Here is a 22598-nt window from a genome sequence, read left to right on the forward strand (position 1 = left end):
GCTTGCTTATTCGTCGATCCAGACCAGAGTCGGGTCGACGTTGTTGAACAGCAGGTTGACGGTGGTGCCGCGCATGCGCTCGGAAGCGTAGAGCGAGATCTTGCCGGTGATCAGCGGCACGACGGGCGCATCCGCCATGATCGCGCGGTCGGCCTGTGCCCAAGACTCGGCAGCGACCGCTTCGTCGGTCGCCGTCAGCGCCTTGTCGATCAGCGCATTGACCGCCGGATTGTTGTAGCAGGTCCAGTTGCTGGTGCTCTTCTCGCAGGCCTCGCCATGGAACATCGGCACGATCATGGTGCGGGCGGAATCGCCGACCCAATCGGCGCGCAGCGAGGTCATGCCAAGGTCCCAGGCGCCGGCATTGGTTGCCTGGCGGTTCTGGTACATCTGCGACATCACCGTGCGCGACGGCCCCGGCTGCATGATCAGCTTGATGCCGGCCTTGGCGAGGTCAGCTTGAAGTGCGGCGGAGTAGAGATCGTAACGGCCGCCGGCGGCATAGCTGTATTTGAGCTCGATGCCATTGGGGAAGCCCGCTTCGGCAAGCAGCTGCTTCGCCTTTTCGGGATCGCCCTTGCTTTCCGGCGTCGGGTAGGGGTCATACGGCTTGTGACCGATGACGTTCGCCGTCAGAAGCTGGCCGATCGGCTGCTTGACGGCTGGGCCGCCGCCGACCTGGACGATCGCCGACTTGTTGACCGCGTAATTCAGCGCCTGACGAACGCGTATGTCGGCCAGCGCCTTGTTGTTGTTCGGCGATGCCAGGTTGATGACAAGGACCGGATTGATCGCGCCGTCGGCGAACTGCAGCAGCTGCGTATCGCCTGGATTGGCCATGATGCGGGTCAGGTCGGCGGTGGCGATAGACAGGTCGAAATAGCCATCGATATCGCCGGCTTCGATCATACGCTGGGTCTTGCCGGCATCGGGTGTCCCGAAAGCAACTTCGATGCGGTCGACATAGGCCTTGTGGATCGGATCGGCAGCCGCGTTCCAGCTCTCGCTGCGCGCAAGCGAGATGCTCTCGTTCAGGATGTAGTCTTCGATCACATAGGGACCGGAGCTGACATAGTTGCGGCGCAGCTCAGGCGAATTGGGCAGGTGGTCAAGCATCTCCAGAGCCACCGGTGCAGAAGAGACGAGTGCCAGGATCGAGGCGAAGTCGGCGGTCGGCCGTTCGAGCGTGATCTTGAGCGTGCGTTCGTCCTCGGCCGTCAACCCTTCGACATCGGTGCCCTCGACATAGTCGCGAATGGCCGCGACATCGGCAGGCACCTTGGCGAAGCCAGCGCAATAATCGGCGAAACCCTTGATGACGCCGATGTAATAGGTCGGCGTGCCGGTCGGCTGGACCGGGTTGCACAGGCGCTTGAAGCCGCGGATTGCATCGGCTGCGGTGATCTGGCGCGGCGTCTCGGTGTTCCAGGTCGCACCTTCGCGAATGGTCAGTCGATAGACGAGCCCCCCCTCCTCGGCCACCGGCACGGCTTCGGCCAGATCGGCGACCGGCTGCGCGGCAACCTTCGGGTCGGCATCGGTCGGGAACGCCACGAGGGTACGTGTCAGGGCGCGGTGCAGGAATACGGCGGCCGTGCGCGCGGATACCGGATCGAAGCCGGCTACGTCACCCGATCCAACGAGCTTGAATGTGCCGCCCGACTTGGGCTCCGCGGCCACGGCCTGGCCGGCCAGGCAGAGCGCCACAGCAGCGGCACCCAGCATCCACCTGCCGGCTGATACGATCTTCATCCTCATGTTTCCTCCCCTGTCAGCATGCCGGGCAACGATGCATTCGTCTTGTTCCGGCGAATTTAGAGTTTGCTTTCTGTGCCGTATTTCGGTATGATGTTCCAAATTACGGCATGATTGCTATTTCAGGCTTGGGAGGATGTCAAGGCATGAACAGCGTGAGGAAGGCTCTTGTGGTGCTGGAAACCGTTGCCGACCTGCAGCCGGTCGGGGTCAGCGAACTCGCCGTCCACCTCAAGCAGCCGAAATCATCGGTTCAGCGCGCGCTTGAAACGCTGCACGAGGCGGCTTGGATCCGGCCGGCCAGTGGAGAGCGCACACGATGGGAACTGACGTTCCGGGCCAGCCGCCTCGCCCGCAAGGCGGGCAACCATTTCGGCCTGCGCGAAGCGGCCTTGCCGGTGATGGAACAGCTTCGGCGCGAAACCGGCGAAACCATCCATCTCGCGGTTCTGGACGAATCCGAAATCGTGCTGATCGAGCGTCTGGAAAGCCCGCATGCGGTGCGCCATGTCGAACCGCTCGGCGGTCGCGCTCCGGTGCTGGTCACCGCAACCGGCAAGGCCATGCTGGCGCAGATGCCGGAAGCGGACATCGAACGGATCTATAGCGAAGCGGTCAAGGCAGACAGCCAGGCAAGTGCCGTGTCAGCCGCGTTGCCGCTTGGCGAGCTGCTCGTCGAACTGCGCGGCATCGCCTCGCGCGGCTACGCCACCACCGCGTCGTGGCGCGACGGCGTGTTTGCAACGGGCGCCGCCATCAGCGGGCCGGACCGGCGACCTATTGCTGCGATCAGCATCTCAACGCCGGCTGCCCGCGCCACCGCCGAAGCCCGCACCACGCATGCCGAGCTTATCGTCGCCGCCGTCAGCCAGATCGCCGAGCATTTGAACTAGGACCTGCAAGCCTCAGCCGGCCGTGTTGAGCAGCTACGCGGCCGCTACCCGCAACTTGCTCGGCAGGACCTTGAAGTGATCGCGGAAGCTTTTCGAGAAATGCGATGACGAAACGAAGCCGCAGGCAACCGCGACGTCCATGATCGGCATCGCCGTCAGCTCGATCAGCTGGCGCGCCTTGGCAAGCCGCAGGCCGAGATAATGCTGCCACGGCGTTGTCGCGAGATGGCGTTCGAACAGCCGTTCGATCTGGCGGCGCGACAGCGAAACCCGCTCCGAGATCTCCTCGAGCGACAGCGGCTCTTCGATGTACTTTTCCATAAGCTGGATGATGCGCAACAGCTTCTTGCCGGTGTTGCCGTAGCGCAGGCCGGGTGGCACCGACTGGCAGGCCGCGCCATCACGCCAGCGGTCGGCTGTGACGTGTTGGCAGATGCTGCGCGCCAGCTCGGTGCCGCAGCGCTCCTGCACGATGTCGATGGCGAGGTCGAAGGCCGCCAACTCACCGGCGCAGGTGATGATCTGGCCATCACGCACGAACAGCGCATCGTCGATGGCGAGGTCGTAAAAGGTCTCGGACAGCGCCGCCATCTTGCCCCAGTGGATGGTGCAACGGGCGTCACCGAGCAATCCAGCGTCGGCCAGCAGCCAGGTTGCGGTGCCCAAGGCATAGATCGGGAGTTGGGCGCGGCCGACACGGCGCAGGCAGGCGCGCAGTTCCTGCGAGCCGTGCCGTTCCACACCCTCCCCGGCGCAGATCGCCAATGCCGCCTGCGGCTCGAACGGCAGCGCCCTGGCCGCCTCGGCGAAGCTGCCGGAAACCTCAATCGAAATGCCGCTGGCGCTCGCCACCGAGCGGCCGTCGAGGCTGACGAGCTTCCAGCGGAACAGCTCGGCACCGGCGAGGGAATTCGCGAGCCGCAGCGGTTCGACCAGTGACGACAGGCAGAGCTGGGAAAAGCCCTGCAAGAGCAGGATGGAGAACGCGGCAGATGCCTGCGCCACCTGGGATCGCGGCACCGGACGCTGGAAACCCACGCCCGGCCAGCGGGCTGCCACATCGAAGTCCGTGTGCTTGCTTGGCGCGTTCATATGGCCCTCCCGGCGCAGGCGGCAAGGCAGGAGCTCGACTTTTCCCAGGCCAAAACCGTCGAGGCACAAATTGGCGCAAAATAGCACAAAATGCAACATTGCGATTCTTGGCAGCGTCACTCCAGGCAGTCCTGGTTCACTGCCCGACAGCTGCCACGGGCGCAGTCACGCTCAACAGCCAGTCACGGAAAGCCGTCACCTTCGGTGACCTGGCTTTCTGCGGCGTGGCAAGGAACCACTGGATTCTCAAGGGTGAGGAGGTGGACCTCAAGGAAATCGAGGTCAAGGCCTTCGGCCGCCGCAGCCGGGCGACGGTCGTCGAGCGCTGCGCCTACGACTAGCCAGAGCGCCGCGCGTCCGAACAGACATATGCGGCGTTCTGATGTGGCGCCACACTCCACATGCCACACATTGCAACATCTGCTTGCCATAACAGGTGCAATGCCGCCACATAGAGTGCATGTCCGACTCGCAGAACCACAGGGCGCTCGCGCCGCGCCGCCACGATGAGATCCTGAGGCGGCTGGCCACCGACGGATCGGTCGGCATCACTGAGCTCGCCGCCTTCTTCGACGTGTCGCGCGAGACCATCAGGCGCGACATGAAGTTCCTGGCCGAGCGCGGCCAGCTCGACCTCGTCCATGGCGGCGCAACCCTGTTCGAGGCGACCGAACCGACGCTCACCCTGCGCAGCCAGGAGAATGCCGGCGGCAAGGCGGCAATCGGCCGAGCGGCGGCAGCACTTGTCGAGGACGGTATGGTGGTGTTCCTCGATTCCGGCACGACCACGCTCGCCGTGGCGCATGCGCTGACAGGCAAGCAGAACCTGACGATCTGCACCACCAGCCTGACGATCGCGCTGCATATGTGCCGCCAGCAGCATCTCCGTGTGCACATGCTGGGCGGCGAGATCGACCCGTCGGAAGAAGCCGCCGTCGGAATCGACGCGCTCGACGCTATCGGCCGCTTCCGCATCGACGTCGCCTTTCTCGGTGGCGGCGCGCTGTCGCCCGATGGCGAGATTACCGATTTCACCCGCAACGGCGCCGAACAGCGCTCGCGCATGGCGGCGACTGCCGCCCGCTCCTATTTCGTGCTCGACAGTTCCAAGTTCGGCCGACTGACGCCGCTGCGCATTCCCCGCTTCGAACTCGCCGCCGGCGTCATCGTCGACGCTCCTCCGCCCGCAGCGATGATCGAGGCGCTGGAGCGCAAGGGGCCGAAGGTGATCGTCGGGGAATAGATGGCGAAGCGCGGCGCCGTCGCTCCGCCTTTTGCGTGAACGTCAAGTCAGCTTCCGCCGCCGCTCCAGTTCCGCCTCGGTCGGCGTCTCGAACTCGAACGAACCGGTGACGATGTCGCCGTCGCGGACATATTTGTTGACGGTCACGCCGGTGCCGGAAACCTTGGACGACACCAGTTTCAGCTTCGACGGCAGCGCCGCGTCGCCGAACAGGCGCTTGCCCTTGCCGAGCACCAGCGGAAAGATCGAGACGTTGAGCTCGTCGACGAGGTCGCTGGCGAGCAGGGTCTTGAGGAAATCGGTCGAACCCTGGGTGAGGAGGTCGGGCCCGTCTTCGGCCTTCAGCTTGCGCACGGCAGCTACCGCATCCGGGCCGAGCGAATGACTGTTCTGCCAGCCGAGCTTCAGCTCGGGGTTGCGTGTCGCCACATATTTGTTGATGCGGTCGAACAGCGGGCCGATCGGGTCGTCGGCGTCGACATAAGGCCAGTGCGCGGCGAAGATGTCCCAGGTCTTGCGCCCGAGCAGAAGGTCGAAGGGCCTGGCGAACATCCCACCCACCGCCTCGGTCATGGTCTCGTCGAAATACGGCGCGGCCCAGCCGCCAAATGTGAAGCCGCCGATCGGATCCTCGTCCGGTCCGCCCGGCGCCTGCATGATGCCGTCGAGGCTCATGAATGCACCCACCACGATCTTTCTCATGTCATTCTCCTTCATCGCCCCTGCCGGCTTTACGTCTTCAAGACGTTCGGCGGCGGCGCGTTCCGACAGCGCCGCGAAAATTTCTGCCAGCCGCGCCACGCAGCCGCAAGGTCGCCATCAGGCGCGTGATCCAATGTGGCTATTTGTTGCATTTTGTGTTGCATTTTGTTGCGATCAAGATATGGTGACAAGCATCACCTTTGGGAGGTTCTTTCATCATGGCGCAGCAATTCCCGACGCAGGCACGCGTCGTCATCATCGGCGGTGGCATCATCGGCTGCTCGGTCGCCTATCACCTGACAAAACTCGGCTGGACCGATGTCGTGCTGCTCGAGCAGGGCCAGCTGAGTGGCGGTACCACCTGGCACGCCGCCGGCCTCGTCGGGCAACTGCGCAGCCACGCCAACATGACCAGCCTGATCAAATACTCGACCCAGCTCTACAGCGAACTCGAGGCCGAGACCGGGCTTGCGACGGGCTGGAAAAACTGCGGTTCGCTGTCGGTGGCACGCAGCGCCGACCGCATGACCGTGCTGAAGCGCACCGCCGCCTCGGCCCGCGCGCAGGGCGTTGACATCGAGGTGATTTCGGCCAGGGAAGCGCAAGAGAAATGGCCGGTGATGGCCATCGACGATCTGGTCGGCGCGGTCTGGCTGCCGGGCGACGGCAAGGCCAACCCGACCGACCTGACCCAGTCGCTGGCCAAGGGCGCGCGCAACCGCGGCGCGCGGGTCATCGAGCGTGTCCGCGTCACCGGCATCCAGACCAAAGACGGCCGGGCGACAGGTGTTTCCACCGACAAGGGAGACATCGCAGCCGAAATCGTGGTCAACTGCGCCGGACAGTGGGCGCGCAAGGTTGGCGCGATGTGCGGCGTGACCGTACCGCTGCATTCGGCAGAGCACATGTACATCGTCACTGGCAAGATCGAGGGTGTGCATCCGGACCTGCCGGTGCTGCGTGACCCCGACGGCTACATCTATTTCAAGGAAGAGGTCGGCGGCCTGGTCATGGGCGGCTTCGAACCCGAGGCCAAGCCGTGGGGCATGAAGGGCATTCCTGACGATTTCGAGTTCGCGCTTCTGCCCGACGACTGGGACCAGTTCGAGATCCTGATGCAGAACGCGCTTATCCGCGTGCCGCAGCTGGAAACCTCAGAGGTCAAGAAATTCTACAACGGGCCCGAAAGCTTCACCGCCGACAACAACTTCATCCTCGGCGAGGCACCGGAACTGAAGAATTTCTACGTTGGCGCCGGTTTCAATTCGATGGGCATCGCCAGTGCCGGCGGCGCCGGCCGGGCGCTGGCCGAGTGGATCGTCAATGGTGCAGCGACCATGGACCTGTGGCCGGTCGATATCAGGCGCTTTGCCGGCTTCAACAACAATCCGCGCTGGCTGCACGACCGCGTCAAGGAAACGCTCGGCCTGCACTACGCCATGCCCTGGCCGAACCGAGAGCTCGACACCGCCCGTCCCTTCCGTCGCTCCGCGCTGTACGACCGGCTCGCCGCGAAGGGCGCCTGCTTCGGCTCCAAGATGGGCTGGGAGCGCGCCAACTGGTTCGCCGCCCAAGGTGAGAAGCCCGAGACGCAATACGCCTTCGGCAAGCAGAACTGGCATGAGGCGGTGAAGCGCGAGATGAAGGCCACCCGCGAGGCATCAGGCATTTTCGACCAGACCTCGTTTGCCAAGATTTTGGTGCAGGGCCGCGACGCAGCGCGAGTGCTCAACCGCATCTGCGCAGCCGATATCGACGTCGAGATCGGTCGCTCGATCTATACCGGCCTGCTCAACGAGCGCGGCGGCTATGAGAGCGATCTTACCGTGATGCGTCTCGGCCGCGACAAGTTCTTGCTCGTCACCGGCTCGGCCCAGGCGGTGCACGATGCCGACTGGATTTCAAAGAACGTCCCCGAGGACGCGCATGTAACGCTGACCGACGTCACCTCGTCTTATGCCGTGCTGGCGCTGATGGGACCACGCTCGCGCGACATCCTGGCCAAGCTGACTTCGGCCGATCTTTCCAATACCGGCTTCCCCTTTGCCACCATCCGCGAGATCGACATCGGCTATGCCACCGCCTACGCCAACCGCATGACCTATGTCGGCGAGCTTGGCTGGGAGCTGATCGTGCCGACCGAATTCGCCATCGGCGTCTATGAGGCGCTGCACGAAGCGGGCCGCGAGCATGGCCTTGCCGACTGCGGCTACTATGCGCTGGAAGCGCTGCGTATCGAGAAGGGCTTCCGCGCCTGGAGCCGCGAGCTGACGCCCGATATCACCCCGTACGAGGCCGGCCTCGCCTTCGCCGTGTCGATGGACAAGCCTGACGGCTTCATCGGCAAGGAGGCGCTGGTCACCGCCAAGGCCAAGGGCAAGCTCACCCGCCGCATCGTACAATTCACGGTGGACGATGCGGCACCCATGCTCTGGGGCGGTGAACTGATCCTGCGCGACGGCAAACCAGTCGGCGAAGTGCGCTCGGCTGCTTACGGCCACACGCTCGGCCGCTCGGTGGCGCTCGGCCTGCTGCACAACGAGGCCGGCATCGACAAGGACTTCATCGAAAGCGGCCGCTTCGAGATCGACCTTGCCGGTGAACGCTACACGGCAACGGCTCATCTCAAGGCGCCCTACGATCCCAAATCCGAGCGCGTGAAGGCCGACAGCACGGAACTGCACGAAGCTGCCTGATCATTCCCAGACCCCTCCCCCGACTGCCCCTCCCGCCGCGGGAGGGGCTTTTCTTTTGCGTCAGGCTTCCGCCAGCTTCAGCATGGCGATGCCGGCAAGCACGACAATGACGCCACCCAGCTTCAACGGCCCAAGCGTCTCGCCGAACAACACGACGCCCATAATGACCGTGCCGGCTGCGCCAAGACCGGTCCACACCGCATAGGCGGTGCCGACGGGCAGGACCTGAAGTACCTTGCCAAGCAGATAGACGAAGGCTGCCAGCAGAAGCACCGAGACCACCGTCCAACCGGGCCGAGTGTAGCCTTCGGCATGTTTCATCGACACCGCCCAGGCAACGTCGAGCACGCCCGCCACCACCAGAAGCGCCCAGGCAAGTCCCTGGCCCATGGTCAGGCCGCGAGCTTCATGCCTTCGGCCCGCATCGCGTCGCGCACCTTGGGCCGCGCGCCGACACGATCCATGTAGGCGCGCAGTTGCGGGAACGCGGAGAGGTCGACCTTGGCATAGGCGGACCAGCCGACAATGGTGAAGAGATAGGCGTCAGCGGCGGTGAAGGTCTCGCCCATCAGATAGAGGCCGCTGCGCTCCAGATGGCGTTCGACATAAGCCAGACGTTCGGTGATCTTGCCGCGCGCCACCTCCTGCGCCTGGACGCCATATTCGGGGTGGAACAGCCACGGGCTGTACATCTTGTGCAGTTCGGTGGCGACGAAGTTGAGCCAGGACTGCAACTGGTAACGCTCGCGGGTGCCGGCCGCCGGTGCCAGCCCGATTTCCGGCTTAAGATCGGCAAGGTACTGCACGATCGCTGCCCCCTCGGTGAGGAGCGAGCCGTCGTCGAGTTCGAGCACCGGCACATAGGCGTTCGGGTTCACCTTGGTGAAGTCCTGGCCTGCGCCGGTGACATGCGGCTTCCTCATGATGTCGACGCGCTCGATGTCGAGCGGGATACCTGCTTCCAGCGCCACGATGTGGGGCGAAAGCGAGCAGGTGCCGGTGGCATAGTAGAGTTTCATGGTCTGTCCTCTTGGGTTCTGACCTGACGGTCGTTGCTTCAGGGGACAATCTAGAGCTTGCGATCTGGCAACGCTCATTGGCATTTCGCCAACCACGCTTGCATGACTGCAAAGATACGCCGTGCTAGAACGTATGCATGGAAGACTGGAATGAACTCAGGCTGGTCCTGGCAGTGGCCCGTGCCGGCAGCCTCACCTCAGCCGCAGCATTGCTCGGCATCGACCACTCGACGGTGTTTCGCAGGCTCAACGGGCTCGAACAGAAGCTGGCGGTGCGGGTGTTCGAGCGCCTGCCCGGCGGCATCTACCAACTGACACCGGCAGGCGAGCGCATGGCGGCGGCTGCCGAGCGCATGGAGGACGAGGCGCTGGCGCTGGCACGCGACATCGCTGGCGCCGATGGCCGCCTGTCCGGGCGGCTGCGCGTCACCTCGTCGGAAACGCTCGCCTACTCCAGGCTGACCAAGCATCTGGCCGGGTTCCGCGCCGTGCATCCCGGCATCGTTGTCGAACTGGCCATCGAGAACCGTGTTCTCAGCCTGTCGCGTCGCGAGGCCGACGTGGCGCTCAGGCCGATCCGGCCCAGGGAAGGCGACCTCTGGGGCCGCAAGCTTGCCGGCGTCGCCTGGACCTTCTTTGCCTCGCCGGCTTATCTCGACGCCCATGATGGCGCGATCCGCGACACAGCGGCGCTCGGACCGCATGCCCTGGTCGGCTGGGAGGAGACGGCGGGTGGCATCACGGCCGCAGACTGGCTGGACCGCAACGTTCCGGCCGAACGTTTCGTCTACCGCACCAACAGCCTGGTCAACCAGTCGGTGGCGGCCCGGGCCGGCATCGGCCTGGCACTCCTGCCTTGTTATCTCGGCGACGGCGAGCCGGGGTTGGTGCGCGCGCTGGCCCGGCCGATCGAGGAACTCGCTGGCGAGCTCTGGATCGTCACCCATCAGGACCTGAAGGGCACGGCGCGTGTCCGTGCCTTCTTCGACGTCGTCGGCGAGGGATTGGCTCGCGAGCGCGAGCTTTTCGAAGGCATACGCATGTGATCGGCTGCCGTCCTGCCAAGACGGCGACCGGGCAGCTTTTGACACTTGAAGTCAGCGCCAAACAATGGCTCGCTTGTCCGCAATCGGAAGGTGCGGAAGAAGAGAGGAACAACCATGCTGTATGCCATCCTGGCCTATCACGCCGAGGGCGTTGTCGAATCCTGGACCGAGGAAGAAGACGCCGCACTTATGGAGGAACTGCTCGAGGTCAATGATCGTCTCGTCGGCGAAAAGCATCTGGGACCGGCAGCGCGCCTCGGGCCGACCGAAAGCGCGGTCACGCTGCGGGGAAAGGGACTGGGACTGGTCACCGACGGTCCGTTCGCCGAGACGAAGGAGCAGCTTCTCGGTTTCTACGTGGTGGACTATCCCAGCATGGACGGCGCGGTGGCCGCGGCACGCGAGCTGCGTTCCGCCAACCCGACCGCGGTTTACGAAATACGGCCGATCTTGCTCTATGTTCCTGGCGCTGCGATCGCCGTCGACGGCTAGCAGGCATTCTCCTCCGGTTCCGCCTCAGGCCTGCGCTGTCAGGCATTCGGTGATCGTCTGACGTCCGGCTCCCGCCATGGTCTGCAGGGCACGGCGCACACCCGGCGTCTGCATGTCTCCCGCGCCAAGGACCCGGGCAACGAGGCATGCGCTCAGGGCCAACAGCTGGAGGAAGGTTGATGCCGTTTTCATAGCCATCGCCAGTCAATAGCGACCTGCCGAAGCCCGGAGGCTTCGGCACATGGTTCGGTTGCTTGGGTCTGCGAATGTTCGGATGGCGGCCGATTGCCGATCTGATCCGAAGTCAGATAATTCCTAACATGAAATCTTGTTTCACACCAGAGAAAATTTTTGCAAAGTGTTGAACCCGGAACCGCCAGATCGCTAAGACCATGCCTGGGCCGGTGAGCCAATCGTCCGAACAAGAACTGCAACCGATATGGCAAACAGCAGATAGGCAAGCGCCGCCTCCTGGGCGCCTATGGGTAGCCCCACCAGCAGCAGCGTGTCGTTGCCACCAGGGATAAGCACTGCCCCGCTTCCCATCAGCGTCCCTCCGACGAGGCGGCGAAGCGCGCCGCGGAGGCTCGGCCACTTGATGCTGTTTTCGCCTCTTTCCGACCAGCGACTGCCAATACTGCCGGCAAACATTGCCGCTGTAATGGCTATCGACGCCAATGGAAGCGATTGAGCATGTGACAACGCGATGGACCAGCCCGGCTTGAGCAGGACGATCGTGGCGTAGGCCACGCCGATGGCCAGCATGGCGCATGTCATCTTGAGAAATGCCGTGACGTTGTTTCGCTGGATCACAAAACGGAGGACGGCGAAACCGATCAGCATCGACAGCGAAACCGGCGCCGCAACCTGCAGCGACATCGACGATGTCGCTACGGCGGGCAACAGGTTTGCAAGGCTTGCGACTATCGAGACCGCATAGATGCCAAGGAATGTGAAGCCGAATTGGGTGTCGCCATTGCCGAGATGGCCGACACTGCCGAACGCGCAGGCGCCGTTCACGAAAGCCCCGATACCAAAGATCACGCCGCCGGTTGCAGCGTAGACCAACCCCGACCAATGCGCCTGCGGCATCAGCTGCCATACGGAATAGGTGAGCGCGCCCCAGAGCGTGCATTCGAAGAATGCTACGAAACGCGCCGGTTTGCGCTCCTGGATCAGTTCGGTGATCGCGATCACCGCGCAGGTCGAGCCACGGTTAAGGGCAAAACCGAGCGAAAAGGCCAGCGACAGCAGCAGCAGCGAGAGGACGATGATCTCCAAGATTGGCACGCCTCCCAGGCTGATGGGCAAGCAAGCCTAGCACAGGTCGCTAGCCGATGCTCATGTACGTCGCAGTGATCGATAGCAACTTACGCCGATCCCGGCCCTTATCAGAAGGCTCAGCCCTCCCCACAACACCGTCATGAACGGCTCACGCCCATCCAGTCCCGGATTGGAAAACCCGACCGGCATGATCGAACAGGCAGACGCGCCATCCAGCCAATATCCGAGACCGAAGAGAACAGCATAGTAGCTATGCCAAACGGCGACCAACAGCGGCGGCACCAGAGCAATGTAAGCCAACCATCCGGGCCGCCGCCAAATAAGAATCGCCAAGCCAACAGCATAAAGGACGAATGTGTAGAGGCCACCCATCAAGCTGTCGGCAGAACCACCGGTACAGGTTTCCACGGTCATCGCGAGTATCGCGTTGGCCGCACCCAACCAGATCAGGACTATTGCTGCGGCGGTCATGCCTTCGACATCCTCTCGCGTAGTCTGGCATTACCCCGTAGCCATCGACCTAGCGATATCGAGGAAGACCCGCACCAGCTTGCCGCCGCTGCGCTCCTTGAGGCAGATCAGTGCTTCGTCCATCAGCATTTCGGGCGCAGCGATCGGGATCTGGACCAGTCGGACGTCCTGTCCGAACTCTGCCGCCGATACGAAGCCGACACCGGCGCCCGAGGCGACGATCTCGCGCACCGCCTCGCGGCCTTCCGCCTCGATCGCCGGCTTGAATTCGTAACCCTCCTTCGAAGCGAGGTCCTCCAGCTTGGCGCGGGTTTTCGAGCCGCGTTCGCGCATCACCAGCGGCAGCAAGGACAGTTCGTGCAGCGACAGCGACTTGGCTGTCGCCAGCGGATGATCGGTCGAGACGAATGCTATGATCGGCGTCGAATTGAGCTTGACGATCTCGAAATCGCGGCCGGTCGGAATTTCGCCGAGCACGCCGATATCGGCTTCGTAGCTGTAGAGGCTGGAAATGACCGTTTCGGTATTGCCAGCGCGGACCGAGACCTGGATACCGGGATACTTCTGGCGGAATTGGCCGAGAATGTGCAGCAGATGGTGGGCGGCGTCCGCGACGATGCGCAGCGTGCCTGAGCGTAGCGCGCGGGATTCCGACAAGAGCTCGAGTGCCTGCTGTTCCGTGTCGAACATGCGCCGCGTGATTTCGAGCAGTTGCAGGCCCGACGCCGTCGGCGTCACCTGCTTCTTGTGACGGTTGAACAACAGCACGTCATACTCTTCCTCCAGCTTGCGCACCTGGTCGGAAATGGCCGGCTGGGTGAGAAACAGCATCTCGGCGGCGCGTGAAAAACCGCCGCACACCGCGACATAGTGGAAAGCCCTGAGCTGCACGTAGCGCATGTCTGATCCCTGATATCAGATCAGACTAGCAATAAACTGGAGCGATAGAAACATCGAAACTAACGATTTGATTTATGGCCTGACATGCCGAGGATAGGGCAGGCGCCACCCTTGCGCGCCGCGCGTTGGGAGGCACGGCACCATGCATCTTCTGTATATCCTGCTGCAGCTGGCAGGCGCCATCATGCTTCTGCTGTGGGCCGTGCGCATGGTGCGCACCGGCGTCGAGCGCGCCCATGGCGTATTGTTGCGCGAGGCGCTGCGTGGCGCCACCAAAGGCCGGGTGCGTGCGGCGGCTGCCGGCACCGTGCTTGCCGTCATGTTGCAGAGTGCGACGGCCGTTGCAGTGCTCGCCGCGGGTTTCGCTGCAACCGGCGTGATGACCGTCTCCGGCGGGCTTGCCGTCATGCTGGGCGCCGATGTCGGCTCTGCGCTGGTGGTGCAGGCGCTGTCTTTCGACCTCAGCTGGCTGGTGCCGTTGCTGCTGTTCGCCGGCGCCACAATGTTCCTCAAGGTCGAGGCCCGGATCGTCAAGCAGACCGGGCGCACGCTGCTCGGCATCGCCTTCATCCTGATCTCGCTGCGCATGGTCGGCGAAGCGACCGCACCGATGCGTCACAGCGCCTTGCTGCCGATGGCGATCGACTATCTGCGCGGCGATCCGGTGACGGCCTTCGGCGCAGCTGCACTGTTTACATGGCTGATCCATTCCAGCGTCGCCTCGGTGCTTTTGTTCATGTCGATGGCGGCCCAGGGCGTGCTGCCGGCAGAGGTGGCGCTGCCGATGATCCTCGGCGTCAATCTCGGCGCCGGACTGGTCGCTGTCGGCTTGACCCGTGGCCAGGCAATCGATTCCAGACGCATCCCACTGGGCAACCTGATCTTCCGGGCAACGGCAGCGGTCGCCATTCTGGTTGGCCTGCAGGCGACTACCTTGCCGATATCCTGGTTCGGCGAGTCGGCCGCCCGGCAGGTGGTCAATTTGCACCTCGCCTTCAACCTTGCTTTGCTGGTCGTCTGCCTGCCCTTCACCACGACAATGGAACGACTCGCGCGGTTGATCCTGCCTGACGCGCCGGCAGGCGAAGAAACATTCGACCTGATGTCGCGGCGCAAGAGCGCCCTCGACCGCACCGTCATCAAGATGCCTGGCGTGGCGCTGGCGAGCGCCACCCGCGAGGTGCTGCGCATGGCCGAAACGGTGGAGATCATGCTGCGGCCTGTCATGGAGCTGTTCGAAAGCGGCGACAAGGCACGCGTGGCACAGTTGCGTCGGCTCGACGAGGAGGTCAACCGCGCCCACACCGACATCAAGCTCTACATCGCCGAGGTCAATCGCGGCACGATGAGCCAGGACGAGGCGCGGCGCGGCATCGAACTGACCGACCTCGCCATCAATCTCGAACATGCCGGCGACATCATCGCCAAGAACCTTTTGGTACTGGCCGAGGAGAAGAGCGACAAGAGGCTGAGCTTCTCGAGGGAAGGCTGGTCGGAGCTGACGGCCCTGCATGACCGGGTTCTGGCCAACATGCAGATTGCCATGAACGTTCTGGTGTCGGGCGACCTCGAAGCGGCGCGCCAGCTGGTGGTCGAGAAGGAACGCATGCGCAAGCTGGAGCGCGACAGCCATGAACGCCACCTGAAGCGCCTGCAATCGGGTACGGTGCAGAGCATCGAGACCAGCGACATCCATCTCGAAGCGGTGCGGGCGCTGAAGGAATTCAACTCGCTGCTGGTATCCGTCGCCTACCCGATCCTGACCCAGAGCGGCGACCTCTTGGAAAGCCGGCTGGCCAAGACGGCCTGAGCGAATTTGCCCGTGTCATCCAAACATCATCACCAGGACTTATCATTGGATACGAAATAACGATTGTACATATGGATCAGGGGATTCCAAGGTGAGCCATAGGCAATCTCAGGATGACGGCGAGGAGACGAAAATGCTGTCCGAACATAAGCTTGCGGCTCAGGCCACCTTCCCTGCTCCGGCCCCCCTCCCTGCTCCGGCATTGGGCGAGCCCTATTTGCTCACCCCTGGGCCGTTGACCACCTCCTATGCCGTCAAGCAAGCGATGCTGCGCGACTGGGGCTCATGGGACGGCGACTTCCGGGCGATGACATCAGAGATGCGCCAGCGGCTGCTCGCCATGCTCGGCGATACCAACAACGAATTCGACTGCGTACCGATGCAAGGCTCGGGCAGCTTCGCCGTCGAGGCGATGCTCGGCTCGTTCGTGCCGCGTGACGGCAAGGCGCTGGTGCTGGTCAATGGCGCCTACGGCCAGCGCATCGTCCAGACCCTCGGCTATCTCGGCCGCGACCACGTCGCCATCGACAAGGGCGACTACATGCCGCCGCGCGGTGATGAGGTGGCTGCAGCCCTCGACGCCGACCCTGCCATCACCCACGTCATCCTGGTCCACTGCGAGACCAGCTCCGGCATCCTCAACCCGGTCGCCGAGATATCCGAAACCGTCTACGCCAAGGGCCGCAAGTTCCTGGTCGACTCGATGAGCGCCTTTGGTGCCATCCCGCTCGAAGTCGGCGACGTGCGCTACGAGGCCATGGTGTCTTCCGCCAACAAATGCATCGAGGGCGTACCCGGCTTCGGCTTCATCATCGCCCGCAAGAGTGAGCTCGAAGCCGCAAAGGGCCGCAGCCACTCGCTCAGCCTCGACGTGCATGCCCAGTGGGCGCACATGAACAAGACCGGCCAGTGGCGCTACACTCCGCCGACGCATGTGGTTGCTGCCTTCCTCGAGGCGCTGCGCCAACACGAGGCCGAAGGCGGTGTCGCCGGCCGCGGCGCCCGCTACACCAGGAATCGCGACGTCATGGTTGCGGGCATGCGCGAACTCGGCTTCGAGACGCTGCTCAAGGACCGCTGGCTCTCGCCGATCATCGTCACCTTCTTCAACCCGGCCCATCCGGACTTTGCCTTCGACCGCTTCTACGAGCTGATGAAGGAAAAGGGCTTCATCATCTATCCGGGCAAGCTGACCGTGGTGGACAGCTTCCGCGTCGGCTGCATCGGGCGGATGGACGAGCATGTCATGCGCAAGGTCGTCGAGGCCGCCGGCCAGTCCCTGCGTCAGATGGGCGTCGACACCGCTGCTCCCCCCGCAGCCGCCATCGCCGAGCGCGCCAAGCTCGCCGCCTGATAACAAGAAGATCACAAAGGACCCCTCCCAATGAACAAGATGACCACGATCAACGTCAGCGCCAATGGCCGCAGCTATGAATGGCCGCGCGTGCCGGCGATAGCCATCTGCCTCGACGGCTGCGAGCCGGCCTATCTCGACGAAGCGATCAAAGCGGGCCTGATGCCGAACCTGGTGAAGATCCGCGCCAACGGCACCGAGCGTACCGCCCACAGCGTCATTCCGAGCTTCACCAACCCCAACAACCTGTCGATCGCCACCGGCCGTCCGCCGGCAGTCCACGGCATCTGCGGCAACTATCTCTACGAGCGCGAGACCGGCAAGGAAGTGATGATGAACGACCCGCGCTTCCTGCGCGCGCCGACCGTCTTCCAGGCCTTCTACGATGCCGGCGCACGTGTTGCCGTGGTCACCGCCAAGGACAAGCTGCGGGCGCTTCTCGGCAGCGGCCTGAAGTTCGACGACGGCCGCGCCATCTGCTTCTCGTCTGAGAAGTCCGATGTCTCGACAAAAGCCGAGCACGGTATCGACAATGCGTCGGCCTGGCTCGGCAAGCCGGTGCCGGAAGTCTATTCGGCCGAACTGTCGGAGTTCGTCTTTGCCGCCGGCGTCAAGCTGCTGAAGGAATTCAAGCCTGACGTGATGTACCTGACAACGACCGACTATGTGCAGCACAAATATGCACCCGGCGTGCCACAGGCCAACGCCTTCTACGAGATGTTCGACAAATATCTCGGCGAACTCGACGCCCTTGGTGCGGCCATCGTGATCACCGCCGATCACGGCATGAAGCCCAAGCACAAGGCCGACGGCACCCCTGACGTGGTCTATGTCCAGGACCTGCTCGACGAGTGGCTCGGCAAGGACGCAGCGCGCGTCATCCTGCCGATCACCGATCCTTATGTCGTCCATCACGGCGCGCTCGGCTCGTTTGCCACCGCCTACCTGCCCGAGGGTGCAGACCAGGCCGGCATCATGAAGCGCCTCGCCGCCATCGAAGGCATCGACGTCGTCATCGACAACGCCACGGCCTGCGAACGCTTCGAACTGCCATCCGACCGCATCGGCGACATCGTTCTGGTGTCCACCGAGAACAAGACGATCGGCACCAGCGAACATCGCCACGACCTCGCAGCCCTCAACGAGCCGCTGCGATCGCATGGCGGCCTGACCGAGCAGGCAGTGCCGTTCATCGTCAACCGCAAGCTTGAGACGCTGCCCAACGAGCCGGTTCTGCGCAACTTCGATGCGTTCTACTATGCCGCGCTTGCCGCAGCACAGGCCTGAGGGAGGACCAACAATGGTCAAGGCTGAAACGACGTTCAAGGTGCGCCACGAGCCGATGCGCATCGCCGGACGCAAGGTCGATGCCGATGGCGTCGTCAACGTCCACTATCCCTACACCGATGCGGTGATCGGCACGGTGCCGGCGGGGCGTGCCGAGCACGCCCGCCAGGCCTTCGAGATCGCGGCCAACTACAAGCCGAAGCTGACGCGCTACGAGCGTCAGCAGATCCTGTTCCGCACGGCGGAAGCCCTTGCCGCGCGCAAGGAAGAGATCTCCGACATCATCACGCTGGAGCTCGGCATCTCCAAGGCCGACTCCCTCTATGAAGTCGGCCGCGCCTATGACGTGTTCACGCTGTCGGCGCAGATGTGCATCCAGGACGACGGCCAGATCTTCTCCTGCGATCTCACTCCTCATGGCAAGGCGCGGAAAATCTTCACCACCCGTGAGCCGCTGAAGGCGATCTCGGCAATCACCCCGTTCAACCATCCGCTCAACATGGTGTCGCACAAGGTGGCGCCGGCGATCGCCACCAACAACTGCGTCGTGGTCAAGCCGACCGAACTCACCCCGATGACGGCGCTGATCCTCGCCGACATTCTCTATGAAGCCGGCCTGCCGCCAGAGATGCTGTCTGTCGTGACGGGCATGCCCGCCGACATCGGCGCCGAGATGATCACCAATGAGAATATCGAGCTGATCACCTTCACCGGCGGCGTGCCTGTGGGCAAGCTGATCGCTCGCACCGCTGGCTACAAGCGTCAGGTGCTGGAGCTCGGCGGCAACGATCCGCTGATCATCCTCAACGACCTCTCCGACGACGATCTCGCCAAGGCGGCCGATCTAGCGGTCGCTGGCGCCACCAAGAACTCGGGCCAGCGCTGCACCGCGGTCAAGCGCATCCTGTGCCAGGAAAGCGTCGCCGACCGTTTCGTGCCGATGGTGCTGGAGCGGGCCAAGAAGATCAGGTTCGGCGACCCGATGGACCGCTCGACCGATCTCGGCACCGTGGTGCACGAGAAGGCTGCCGCACTCTTTGAAAAGCGCGTCTACATGGCCGCCGAACAGGGTGCGGAAGTGCTCTACGACCCCGGCCGCAAGGGCGCACTGTTGCCGCCGATCGTCGTCGACCGCGTGCCGCACAAGTCGGAACTGGTGATGGAAGAGACCTTCGGGCCGATCATCCCGATCGTGCGCGCACCTGACAATGACGACGAGCTGATCGCGCTGTCCAACTCCACCGCCTTTGGCCTCTCGTCGGGCGTCTGCACCAACGACTTCCGGCGCATGCAGAAATACATCGCCGGCCTGCAGGTCGGCACGGTGAATATCTGGGAAGTCCCGGGATACCGCATCGAGATGTCGCCATTTGGCGGGATCAAGGACTCGGGCAACGGCTACAAGGAAGGCGTCATCGAAGCGATGAAGAGCTTCACCAACGTCAAGACCTTCTCTTTGCCGTGGTAGCCTGAAATGCGGCCGCCGGTGCAGCCACCGGCGGCCGCATGCAAGGATGGATGTTCGCCGTTTTGCCGGTCTACGAAGACCCGATCAGGTGCCCGGAATGATTGCCAGCCCCCGCCGCCGACATCTGTCGCGAACGCTGGCGCTGACGCAGCTTTCTTGCGGACTTGTCAGCGCCGCAACGAGCTTTGCCCTCTAGAGGCTTTGTCAACGCCGCCATCGCCAATCAGCACCTCACGGCTTTGACGCCATAAGGTGTACATTCTTGCCGCTACGCATCATAACGGCAACGTTGGTTGATGCTGGGTGCTGGCAGGAATGGTGGCGTTGTCGCCCGAACACTTCTCTGAAGGCGGCGCCGATGCGCGCATGGCGCAGGTCAGGCGCGTTCGCGCGCTGCGGCTGCTAGACGATGCCGGTGACCGGCGCCTTACACTGGTCGTTGCGCCGGCCGGTTTCGGCAAGTCCTCCCTGATGAACCAGCGCTACAAGGATCTACGCAAACAAGGCCATCAGGCGGCCTGGGCAGCGCTCGATGGCGACGATCGCGACGGCACCCATTTCCTGCTCGGACTGCTCGGAGTTCTCACTTCGGCCCACATTTTCCCAGCGGCTGCTCAGGATTATTCCAGCCTGTCGCAGCAGCATGTTCTGGGGGTCATCCTGACCCAGCTGCAACGACTGCGCCGTCCGCTCTACCTGTTCCTCGACGACTATCATTTCGCCCAGAGCGAGGAAAACGATGCGACGCTGGCGCGGCTGCTGTTTTCGCCACAGGCGCGAAACCTCAGACTGCTGATCATCTCGAGATCGGAGCCGAGACTGGCGATTTCGGCCATGCAGCTGAATGGTCAACTCACCTATCTGAAGGCCGCCGACCTGCGTTTCTCGGCCGGAGAGGCCCAAAACCTTCTGGCCATGGCCGGGGTCAAGCTCGACAAAGCGCAGGTCGAGGCACTGGTCCACAAGACAGAGGGCTGGGCCGTGGCACTGCAGCTGGCTCGTGTGCTTTTGCGCGACGGAGCCGTGACCGATAGCGACCTGCTGGAATTCAGCGGCACTCAGCTCGACATGGCGCGCTATCTGTCCGAACAGGTTTTTTCTTCGCTCTCGGTCGCCATGCAATCGGCGCTAGTCCGCGTCGCTGCCCTGCCCTATTTCAGTGCCGAGTTGGCGAGCGCAGTTGTCAGTCCATCGGCCGCCGCCGAACTGACCTCCGACATCGCCGTCGGCGGCCTGCCGATCGAGGCGTTGGACGATGGACACAAGCAGTTCAAGCTGCATCAGGTATTCCAGGAATACCTGATGCATGAAGCCCTCTTGCGCGGGCTCGATATCAACCAGATCAGGCGCACTGCCGCACACTGGTATGCGGCTCGCCGTGACTGGGCCAATGCCATTCGCCACGCCTTGCATGCCGAAGACTTCGGCCTTGCCGGGGAACTTTCCGAAAATGCCGGGGGGTGGCGGCAGGTCTATGCCGGTGCCCGCGGATTGCTGCAGCAGTTTCACGCACTGGCAGCGGTGTTGCCGGAGCCGGAAGCCGCCAAGTTCCCACGCAGCTTTCTCGGGCTGGCCGTCGCGGCCGCCAAAGGCGGCAACCTGACGCTGGCAACTCATTATTTTGAGCTTGTCAGTCGGAAAATCGACCGCACCGACAATGTCCTTGTCAACGAAATTCGCCTGATCGGCGCACTCATGGCGCTGTACCGGGACGACCGCATCGAAGCCCTCGACCTGTCACTACTCGAGCGCGACCTGACGCTGCTCGAGCTGACGGAACCGGTACAGCGTGCGCTGACCTATAACCTGCTGTGCTTCCAATACCTGGAACGCAGCGAATTCGAGCGTGCCGAGCGCCACGGCAACCTGGCGATCCAGTACTTTACCCAGGCGGGAGCGCATTTTGGAGCGATGCACCTCTACGCCCATGTGGGGCAGGCACAGTTCTTTCGCGGCGACATGGAAGGCGCGAGTGCGGCCTACGAGCGCCTGGCCAGCGACGCGCAAAACGCCATCGGCAAGGGTTGCGACCTCGACGCGATCGCCCAGGTCCTGCTGGCCGAGACCCTGTCGGAGCGTGCCCTGCATGATGGCGCCGAGCGCATCCTGGAATGGTCGTTGCCACATCTGGAAAAGAACGACTGCTGGTTCGACCTCCTGGCAGCAGCCTATCTGTCCCGCATTCGCGTACGGACGGTCCGCAACGATTTCGACGGCGTCGACGCCGTGCTGGAACAGGCAAGGCGCACCGCACAGCGCCGTGGTTTTCCTCGCCTGCAAAGGCTGGTCGCACGCGAGCAAATGCGTGCGATCATCCATTTCGGCGACATTCAGGGCGCCAAGCGTTTTGCCGACCGTTTCGATCTCAGCCCGGAATCGGCGTTCGACGTCGAGCGCAACCGGCTTTCATTCCGGCTGCGCGGCGAAGTGCCGGCAACGCTGTGGGTTCGCGTCTGGATACAGGAAGGACAGACAGAACGCGCGCTTGACATGCTGCAACGCCTGGAGGTGGCGCAGGAGCGTCCCTTCAGCGTGCCTCGAATGCTCCGGATGCGCCTGCTGGCGGTGCTGGCCGGCATGAAGGCCGGCAAGGCAGAGCGAGCAGCTTCGGTGCTTGACGAAATCCTGCTGACGCTGCCCAGCGCAACCTACCGCGCGGCCTTTTTCGAAGAGGGTCCCGAAATGCTCGCCTTGCTGCGGCGCCGCGCGCAGGAGGCCGGCCCTGACAGCCTGATCGCCCGGCGCGTCGGCCAGATATTTGCACCGGCAGATGCGTCCGCTCCTGGACAAGGCACATCCGAAACGGCGCCCGGTTCCGCAAGCGCACCGCATACGCTGACCCAGCAAGAACTGAAGGTAGTGTCATTGATATGCGGCGGCTTCTCCAACAAGGAGATAGCCCGGCACATGGACGTCAGCGAAAACACGGTGAAGTTTCACGTCCGAAATGTCTTCTCCAAGCTCAATGTCCATTCGCGCACCTCAGCCATTTCTGTCGCGCGCGAGCTAGGACTATTAGCCTAGCCGTCATTTTGGGTGGGGCCTTTACCAGGCAGCCCACCCGATTGGTCGGGTAGGCAAGCTTC

The 22598-nt window shown here is 63.4% G+C and carries 21 protein-coding genes; 11 read left to right on the plus strand and 10 right to left on the minus strand.

Features of this window, described 5'->3' with window-relative positions; translation table 11 throughout:
- Positions 1-6: 6 nt before the first annotated feature.
- Complete coding sequence (locus tag IG197_RS29880; RefSeq protein ID WP_192320207.1) at positions 7-1752, minus strand: ABC transporter substrate-binding protein; 1746 nt, start codon at positions 1750-1752, stop codon at positions 7-9.
- 149 nt (positions 1753-1901) lie between these two features.
- Between IG197_RS29880 and IG197_RS29885 the strand changes: the two genes are divergently transcribed.
- Entirely contained in the window at positions 1902-2648 is a 747-nt protein-coding gene (locus IG197_RS29885) for an IclR family transcriptional regulator (protein ID WP_192320209.1), read from the plus strand.
- 33 nt (positions 2649-2681) lie between these two features.
- Here the strand turns inward: IG197_RS29885 and IG197_RS29890 are convergent, their stop codons facing one another.
- Complete coding sequence (locus tag IG197_RS29890; RefSeq protein ID WP_192320211.1) at positions 2682-3740, minus strand: GlxA family transcriptional regulator; 1059 nt, start codon at positions 3738-3740, stop codon at positions 2682-2684.
- Positions 3741-3847: 107 nt separating this feature from the next.
- On the opposite strand from IG197_RS29890, the gene IG197_RS29895 reads away from it, so the two are divergent.
- Entirely contained in the window at positions 3848-4081 is a 234-nt protein-coding gene (locus IG197_RS29895; protein WP_192320213.1) for a hypothetical protein, read from the plus strand.
- A gap of 119 nt (positions 4082-4200) precedes the next feature.
- Positions 4201-4983: a DeoR/GlpR family DNA-binding transcription regulator gene (locus IG197_RS29900; protein ID WP_192320215.1), complete on the plus strand. Its 783-nt coding sequence runs from the start codon at positions 4201-4203 to the stop codon at positions 4981-4983.
- Positions 4984-5025: 42 nt separating this feature from the next.
- Here IG197_RS29900 and IG197_RS29905 read toward each other — a convergent pair whose 3' ends face one another.
- Positions 5026-5685 (minus strand): dihydrofolate reductase family protein, encoded by a 660-nt coding sequence (locus tag IG197_RS29905; protein WP_067968508.1) that lies wholly within the window; start codon positions 5683-5685, stop codon positions 5026-5028.
- 218 nt (positions 5686-5903) lie between these two features.
- Here IG197_RS29905 and IG197_RS29910 point away from each other — a divergent pair, with 218 nt between their 5' ends.
- Positions 5904-8381 (plus strand): FAD-dependent oxidoreductase, encoded by a 2478-nt coding sequence (locus tag IG197_RS29910; protein ID WP_192320217.1) that lies wholly within the window; start codon positions 5904-5906, stop codon positions 8379-8381.
- A 60-nt stretch (positions 8382-8441) separates the two neighbouring features.
- On the opposite strand, the gene IG197_RS29915 is transcribed toward IG197_RS29910, so the two are convergent.
- Complete coding sequence (locus tag IG197_RS29915) at positions 8442-8771, minus strand: multidrug efflux SMR transporter (protein WP_182575071.1); 330 nt, start codon at positions 8769-8771, stop codon at positions 8442-8444.
- Between the two features lie 2 nt (positions 8772-8773).
- Positions 8774-9400, minus strand: coding sequence for a glutathione transferase GstA (gene gstA, locus IG197_RS29920; RefSeq protein ID WP_192320219.1), 627 nt, complete (start codon positions 9398-9400; stop codon positions 8774-8776).
- A 137-nt stretch (positions 9401-9537) separates the two neighbouring features.
- Between gstA and IG197_RS29925 the strand changes: the two genes are divergently transcribed.
- Both IG197_RS29925 and IG197_RS29930 read left to right on the plus strand, forming a co-directional pair.
- The gene (locus IG197_RS29925; protein ID WP_067968047.1) at positions 9538-10446 is read left to right on the plus strand and encodes a LysR family transcriptional regulator; all 909 of its coding nucleotides are present in this window, start codon (positions 9538-9540) and stop codon (positions 10444-10446) included.
- Positions 10447-10560: 114 nt separating this feature from the next.
- The gene (locus IG197_RS29930) at positions 10561-10938 is read left to right on the plus strand and encodes a YciI family protein (RefSeq protein ID WP_154384356.1); all 378 of its coding nucleotides are present in this window, start codon (positions 10561-10563) and stop codon (positions 10936-10938) included.
- A gap of 24 nt (positions 10939-10962) precedes the next feature.
- Here IG197_RS29930 and IG197_RS29935 read toward each other — a convergent pair whose 3' ends face one another.
- The 4 genes from IG197_RS29935 to IG197_RS29950 all read right to left on the minus strand — a co-directional run bounded on the left by IG197_RS29935 (position 10963) and on the right by IG197_RS29950 (position 13593).
- Complete coding sequence (locus IG197_RS29935; RefSeq protein WP_169808396.1) at positions 10963-11130, minus strand: hypothetical protein; 168 nt, start codon at positions 11128-11130, stop codon at positions 10963-10965.
- A 192-nt stretch (positions 11131-11322) separates the two neighbouring features.
- On the minus strand, positions 11323-12219 hold the full coding sequence (locus tag IG197_RS29940) for a YeeE/YedE thiosulfate transporter family protein (RefSeq protein WP_192320221.1): 897 nt from the start codon (positions 12217-12219) through the stop codon (positions 11323-11325).
- A 60-nt stretch (positions 12220-12279) separates the two neighbouring features.
- The gene (locus tag IG197_RS29945) at positions 12280-12693 is read right to left on the minus strand and encodes a hypothetical protein (protein ID WP_192320223.1); all 414 of its coding nucleotides are present in this window, start codon (positions 12691-12693) and stop codon (positions 12280-12282) included.
- A 30-nt stretch (positions 12694-12723) separates the two neighbouring features.
- A complete protein-coding gene (locus IG197_RS29950) occupies positions 12724-13593 on the minus strand; it encodes a LysR substrate-binding domain-containing protein (RefSeq protein ID WP_182575074.1) in 870 nt (289 codons plus the stop codon).
- Positions 13594-13735: 142 nt separating this feature from the next.
- On the opposite strand from IG197_RS29950, the gene IG197_RS29955 reads away from it, so the two are divergent.
- The 4 genes from IG197_RS29955 to phnY all read left to right on the plus strand — a co-directional run bounded on the left by IG197_RS29955 (position 13736) and on the right by phnY (position 19512).
- Positions 13736-15403: a Na/Pi cotransporter family protein gene (locus IG197_RS29955; RefSeq protein ID WP_192320225.1), complete on the plus strand. Its 1668-nt coding sequence runs from the start codon at positions 13736-13738 to the stop codon at positions 15401-15403.
- 133 nt (positions 15404-15536) lie between these two features.
- Positions 15537-16757: a 2-aminoethylphosphonate--pyruvate transaminase gene (locus tag IG197_RS29960; RefSeq protein WP_192320227.1), complete on the plus strand. Its 1221-nt coding sequence runs from the start codon at positions 15537-15539 to the stop codon at positions 16755-16757.
- A gap of 30 nt (positions 16758-16787) precedes the next feature.
- Complete coding sequence (gene phnA / locus IG197_RS29965) at positions 16788-18044, plus strand: phosphonoacetate hydrolase (RefSeq protein WP_192320229.1); 1257 nt, start codon at positions 16788-16790, stop codon at positions 18042-18044.
- A gap of 13 nt (positions 18045-18057) precedes the next feature.
- The gene (phnY, locus tag IG197_RS29970) at positions 18058-19512 is read left to right on the plus strand and encodes a phosphonoacetaldehyde dehydrogenase (protein ID WP_192320231.1); all 1455 of its coding nucleotides are present in this window, start codon (positions 18058-18060) and stop codon (positions 19510-19512) included.
- Positions 19513-20004: 492 nt separating this feature from the next.
- Here phnY and IG197_RS29975 read toward each other — a convergent pair whose 3' ends face one another.
- Positions 20005-20364, minus strand: coding sequence for a hypothetical protein (locus IG197_RS29975; RefSeq protein ID WP_192320233.1), 360 nt, complete (start codon positions 20362-20364; stop codon positions 20005-20007).
- Positions 20365-20427: 63 nt separating this feature from the next.
- On the opposite strand from IG197_RS29975, the gene IG197_RS29980 reads away from it, so the two are divergent.
- The gene (locus tag IG197_RS29980) at positions 20428-22536 is read left to right on the plus strand and encodes a LuxR C-terminal-related transcriptional regulator (protein WP_192320235.1); all 2109 of its coding nucleotides are present in this window, start codon (positions 20428-20430) and stop codon (positions 22534-22536) included.
- The last annotated feature ends 62 nt before the right edge of the window (positions 22537-22598 follow it).

The sequence above is a fragment of the Aminobacter sp. SR38 genome (genome assembly GCF_014843375.1).
Classification (GTDB): domain Bacteria; phylum Pseudomonadota; class Alphaproteobacteria; order Rhizobiales; family Rhizobiaceae; genus Aminobacter; species Aminobacter ciceronei.

What these genes read in the sequence shown, in the direction of transcription:
- IG197_RS29890 (WP_192320211.1), bottom strand. Translation starts at nt 3,740, where the DNA reads ATGAACGCGCCAAGCAAGCACACGGACTTCGATGTGGCAGCCCGCTGG.
- IG197_RS29915 (WP_182575071.1), bottom strand. Translation starts at nt 8,771, where the DNA reads ATGGGCCAGGGACTTGCCTGGGCGCTTCTGGTGGTGGCGGGCGTGCTC.
- IG197_RS29955 (WP_192320225.1), top strand. Translation starts at nt 13,736, where the DNA reads ATGCATCTTCTGTATATCCTGCTGCAGCTGGCAGGCGCCATCATGCTT.
- gstA (WP_192320219.1), bottom strand. Translation starts at nt 9,400, where the DNA reads ATGAAACTCTACTATGCCACCGGCACCTGCTCGCTTTCGCCCCACATC.
- IG197_RS29900 (WP_192320215.1), top strand. Translation starts at nt 4,201, where the DNA reads ATGTCCGACTCGCAGAACCACAGGGCGCTCGCGCCGCGCCGCCACGAT.
- IG197_RS29880 (WP_192320207.1), bottom strand. Translation starts at nt 1,752, where the DNA reads ATGAAGATCGTATCAGCCGGCAGGTGGATGCTGGGTGCCGCTGCTGTG.
- IG197_RS29950 (WP_182575074.1), bottom strand. Translation starts at nt 13,593, where the DNA reads ATGCGCTACGTGCAGCTCAGGGCTTTCCACTATGTCGCGGTGTGCGGC.
- IG197_RS29960 (WP_192320227.1), top strand. Translation starts at nt 15,537, where the DNA reads ATGCTGTCCGAACATAAGCTTGCGGCTCAGGCCACCTTCCCTGCTCCG.
- IG197_RS29910 (WP_192320217.1), top strand. Translation starts at nt 5,904, where the DNA reads ATGGCGCAGCAATTCCCGACGCAGGCACGCGTCGTCATCATCGGCGGT.
- phnA (WP_192320229.1), top strand. Translation starts at nt 16,788, where the DNA reads ATGAACAAGATGACCACGATCAACGTCAGCGCCAATGGCCGCAGCTAT.
- IG197_RS29885 (WP_192320209.1), top strand. Translation starts at nt 1,902, where the DNA reads ATGAACAGCGTGAGGAAGGCTCTTGTGGTGCTGGAAACCGTTGCCGAC.
- phnY (WP_192320231.1), top strand. Translation starts at nt 18,058, where the DNA reads ATGGTCAAGGCTGAAACGACGTTCAAGGTGCGCCACGAGCCGATGCGC.
- IG197_RS29935 (WP_169808396.1), bottom strand. Translation starts at nt 11,130, where the DNA reads ATGAAAACGGCATCAACCTTCCTCCAGCTGTTGGCCCTGAGCGCATGC.
- IG197_RS29905 (WP_067968508.1), bottom strand. Translation starts at nt 5,685, where the DNA reads ATGAGAAAGATCGTGGTGGGTGCATTCATGAGCCTCGACGGCATCATG.
- IG197_RS29945 (WP_192320223.1), bottom strand. Translation starts at nt 12,693, where the DNA reads ATGACCGCCGCAGCAATAGTCCTGATCTGGTTGGGTGCGGCCAACGCG.
- IG197_RS29925 (WP_067968047.1), top strand. Translation starts at nt 9,538, where the DNA reads ATGGAAGACTGGAATGAACTCAGGCTGGTCCTGGCAGTGGCCCGTGCC.
- IG197_RS29930 (WP_154384356.1), top strand. Translation starts at nt 10,561, where the DNA reads ATGCTGTATGCCATCCTGGCCTATCACGCCGAGGGCGTTGTCGAATCC.
- IG197_RS29980 (WP_192320235.1), top strand. Translation starts at nt 20,428, where the DNA reads ATGGCCGGGGTCAAGCTCGACAAAGCGCAGGTCGAGGCACTGGTCCAC.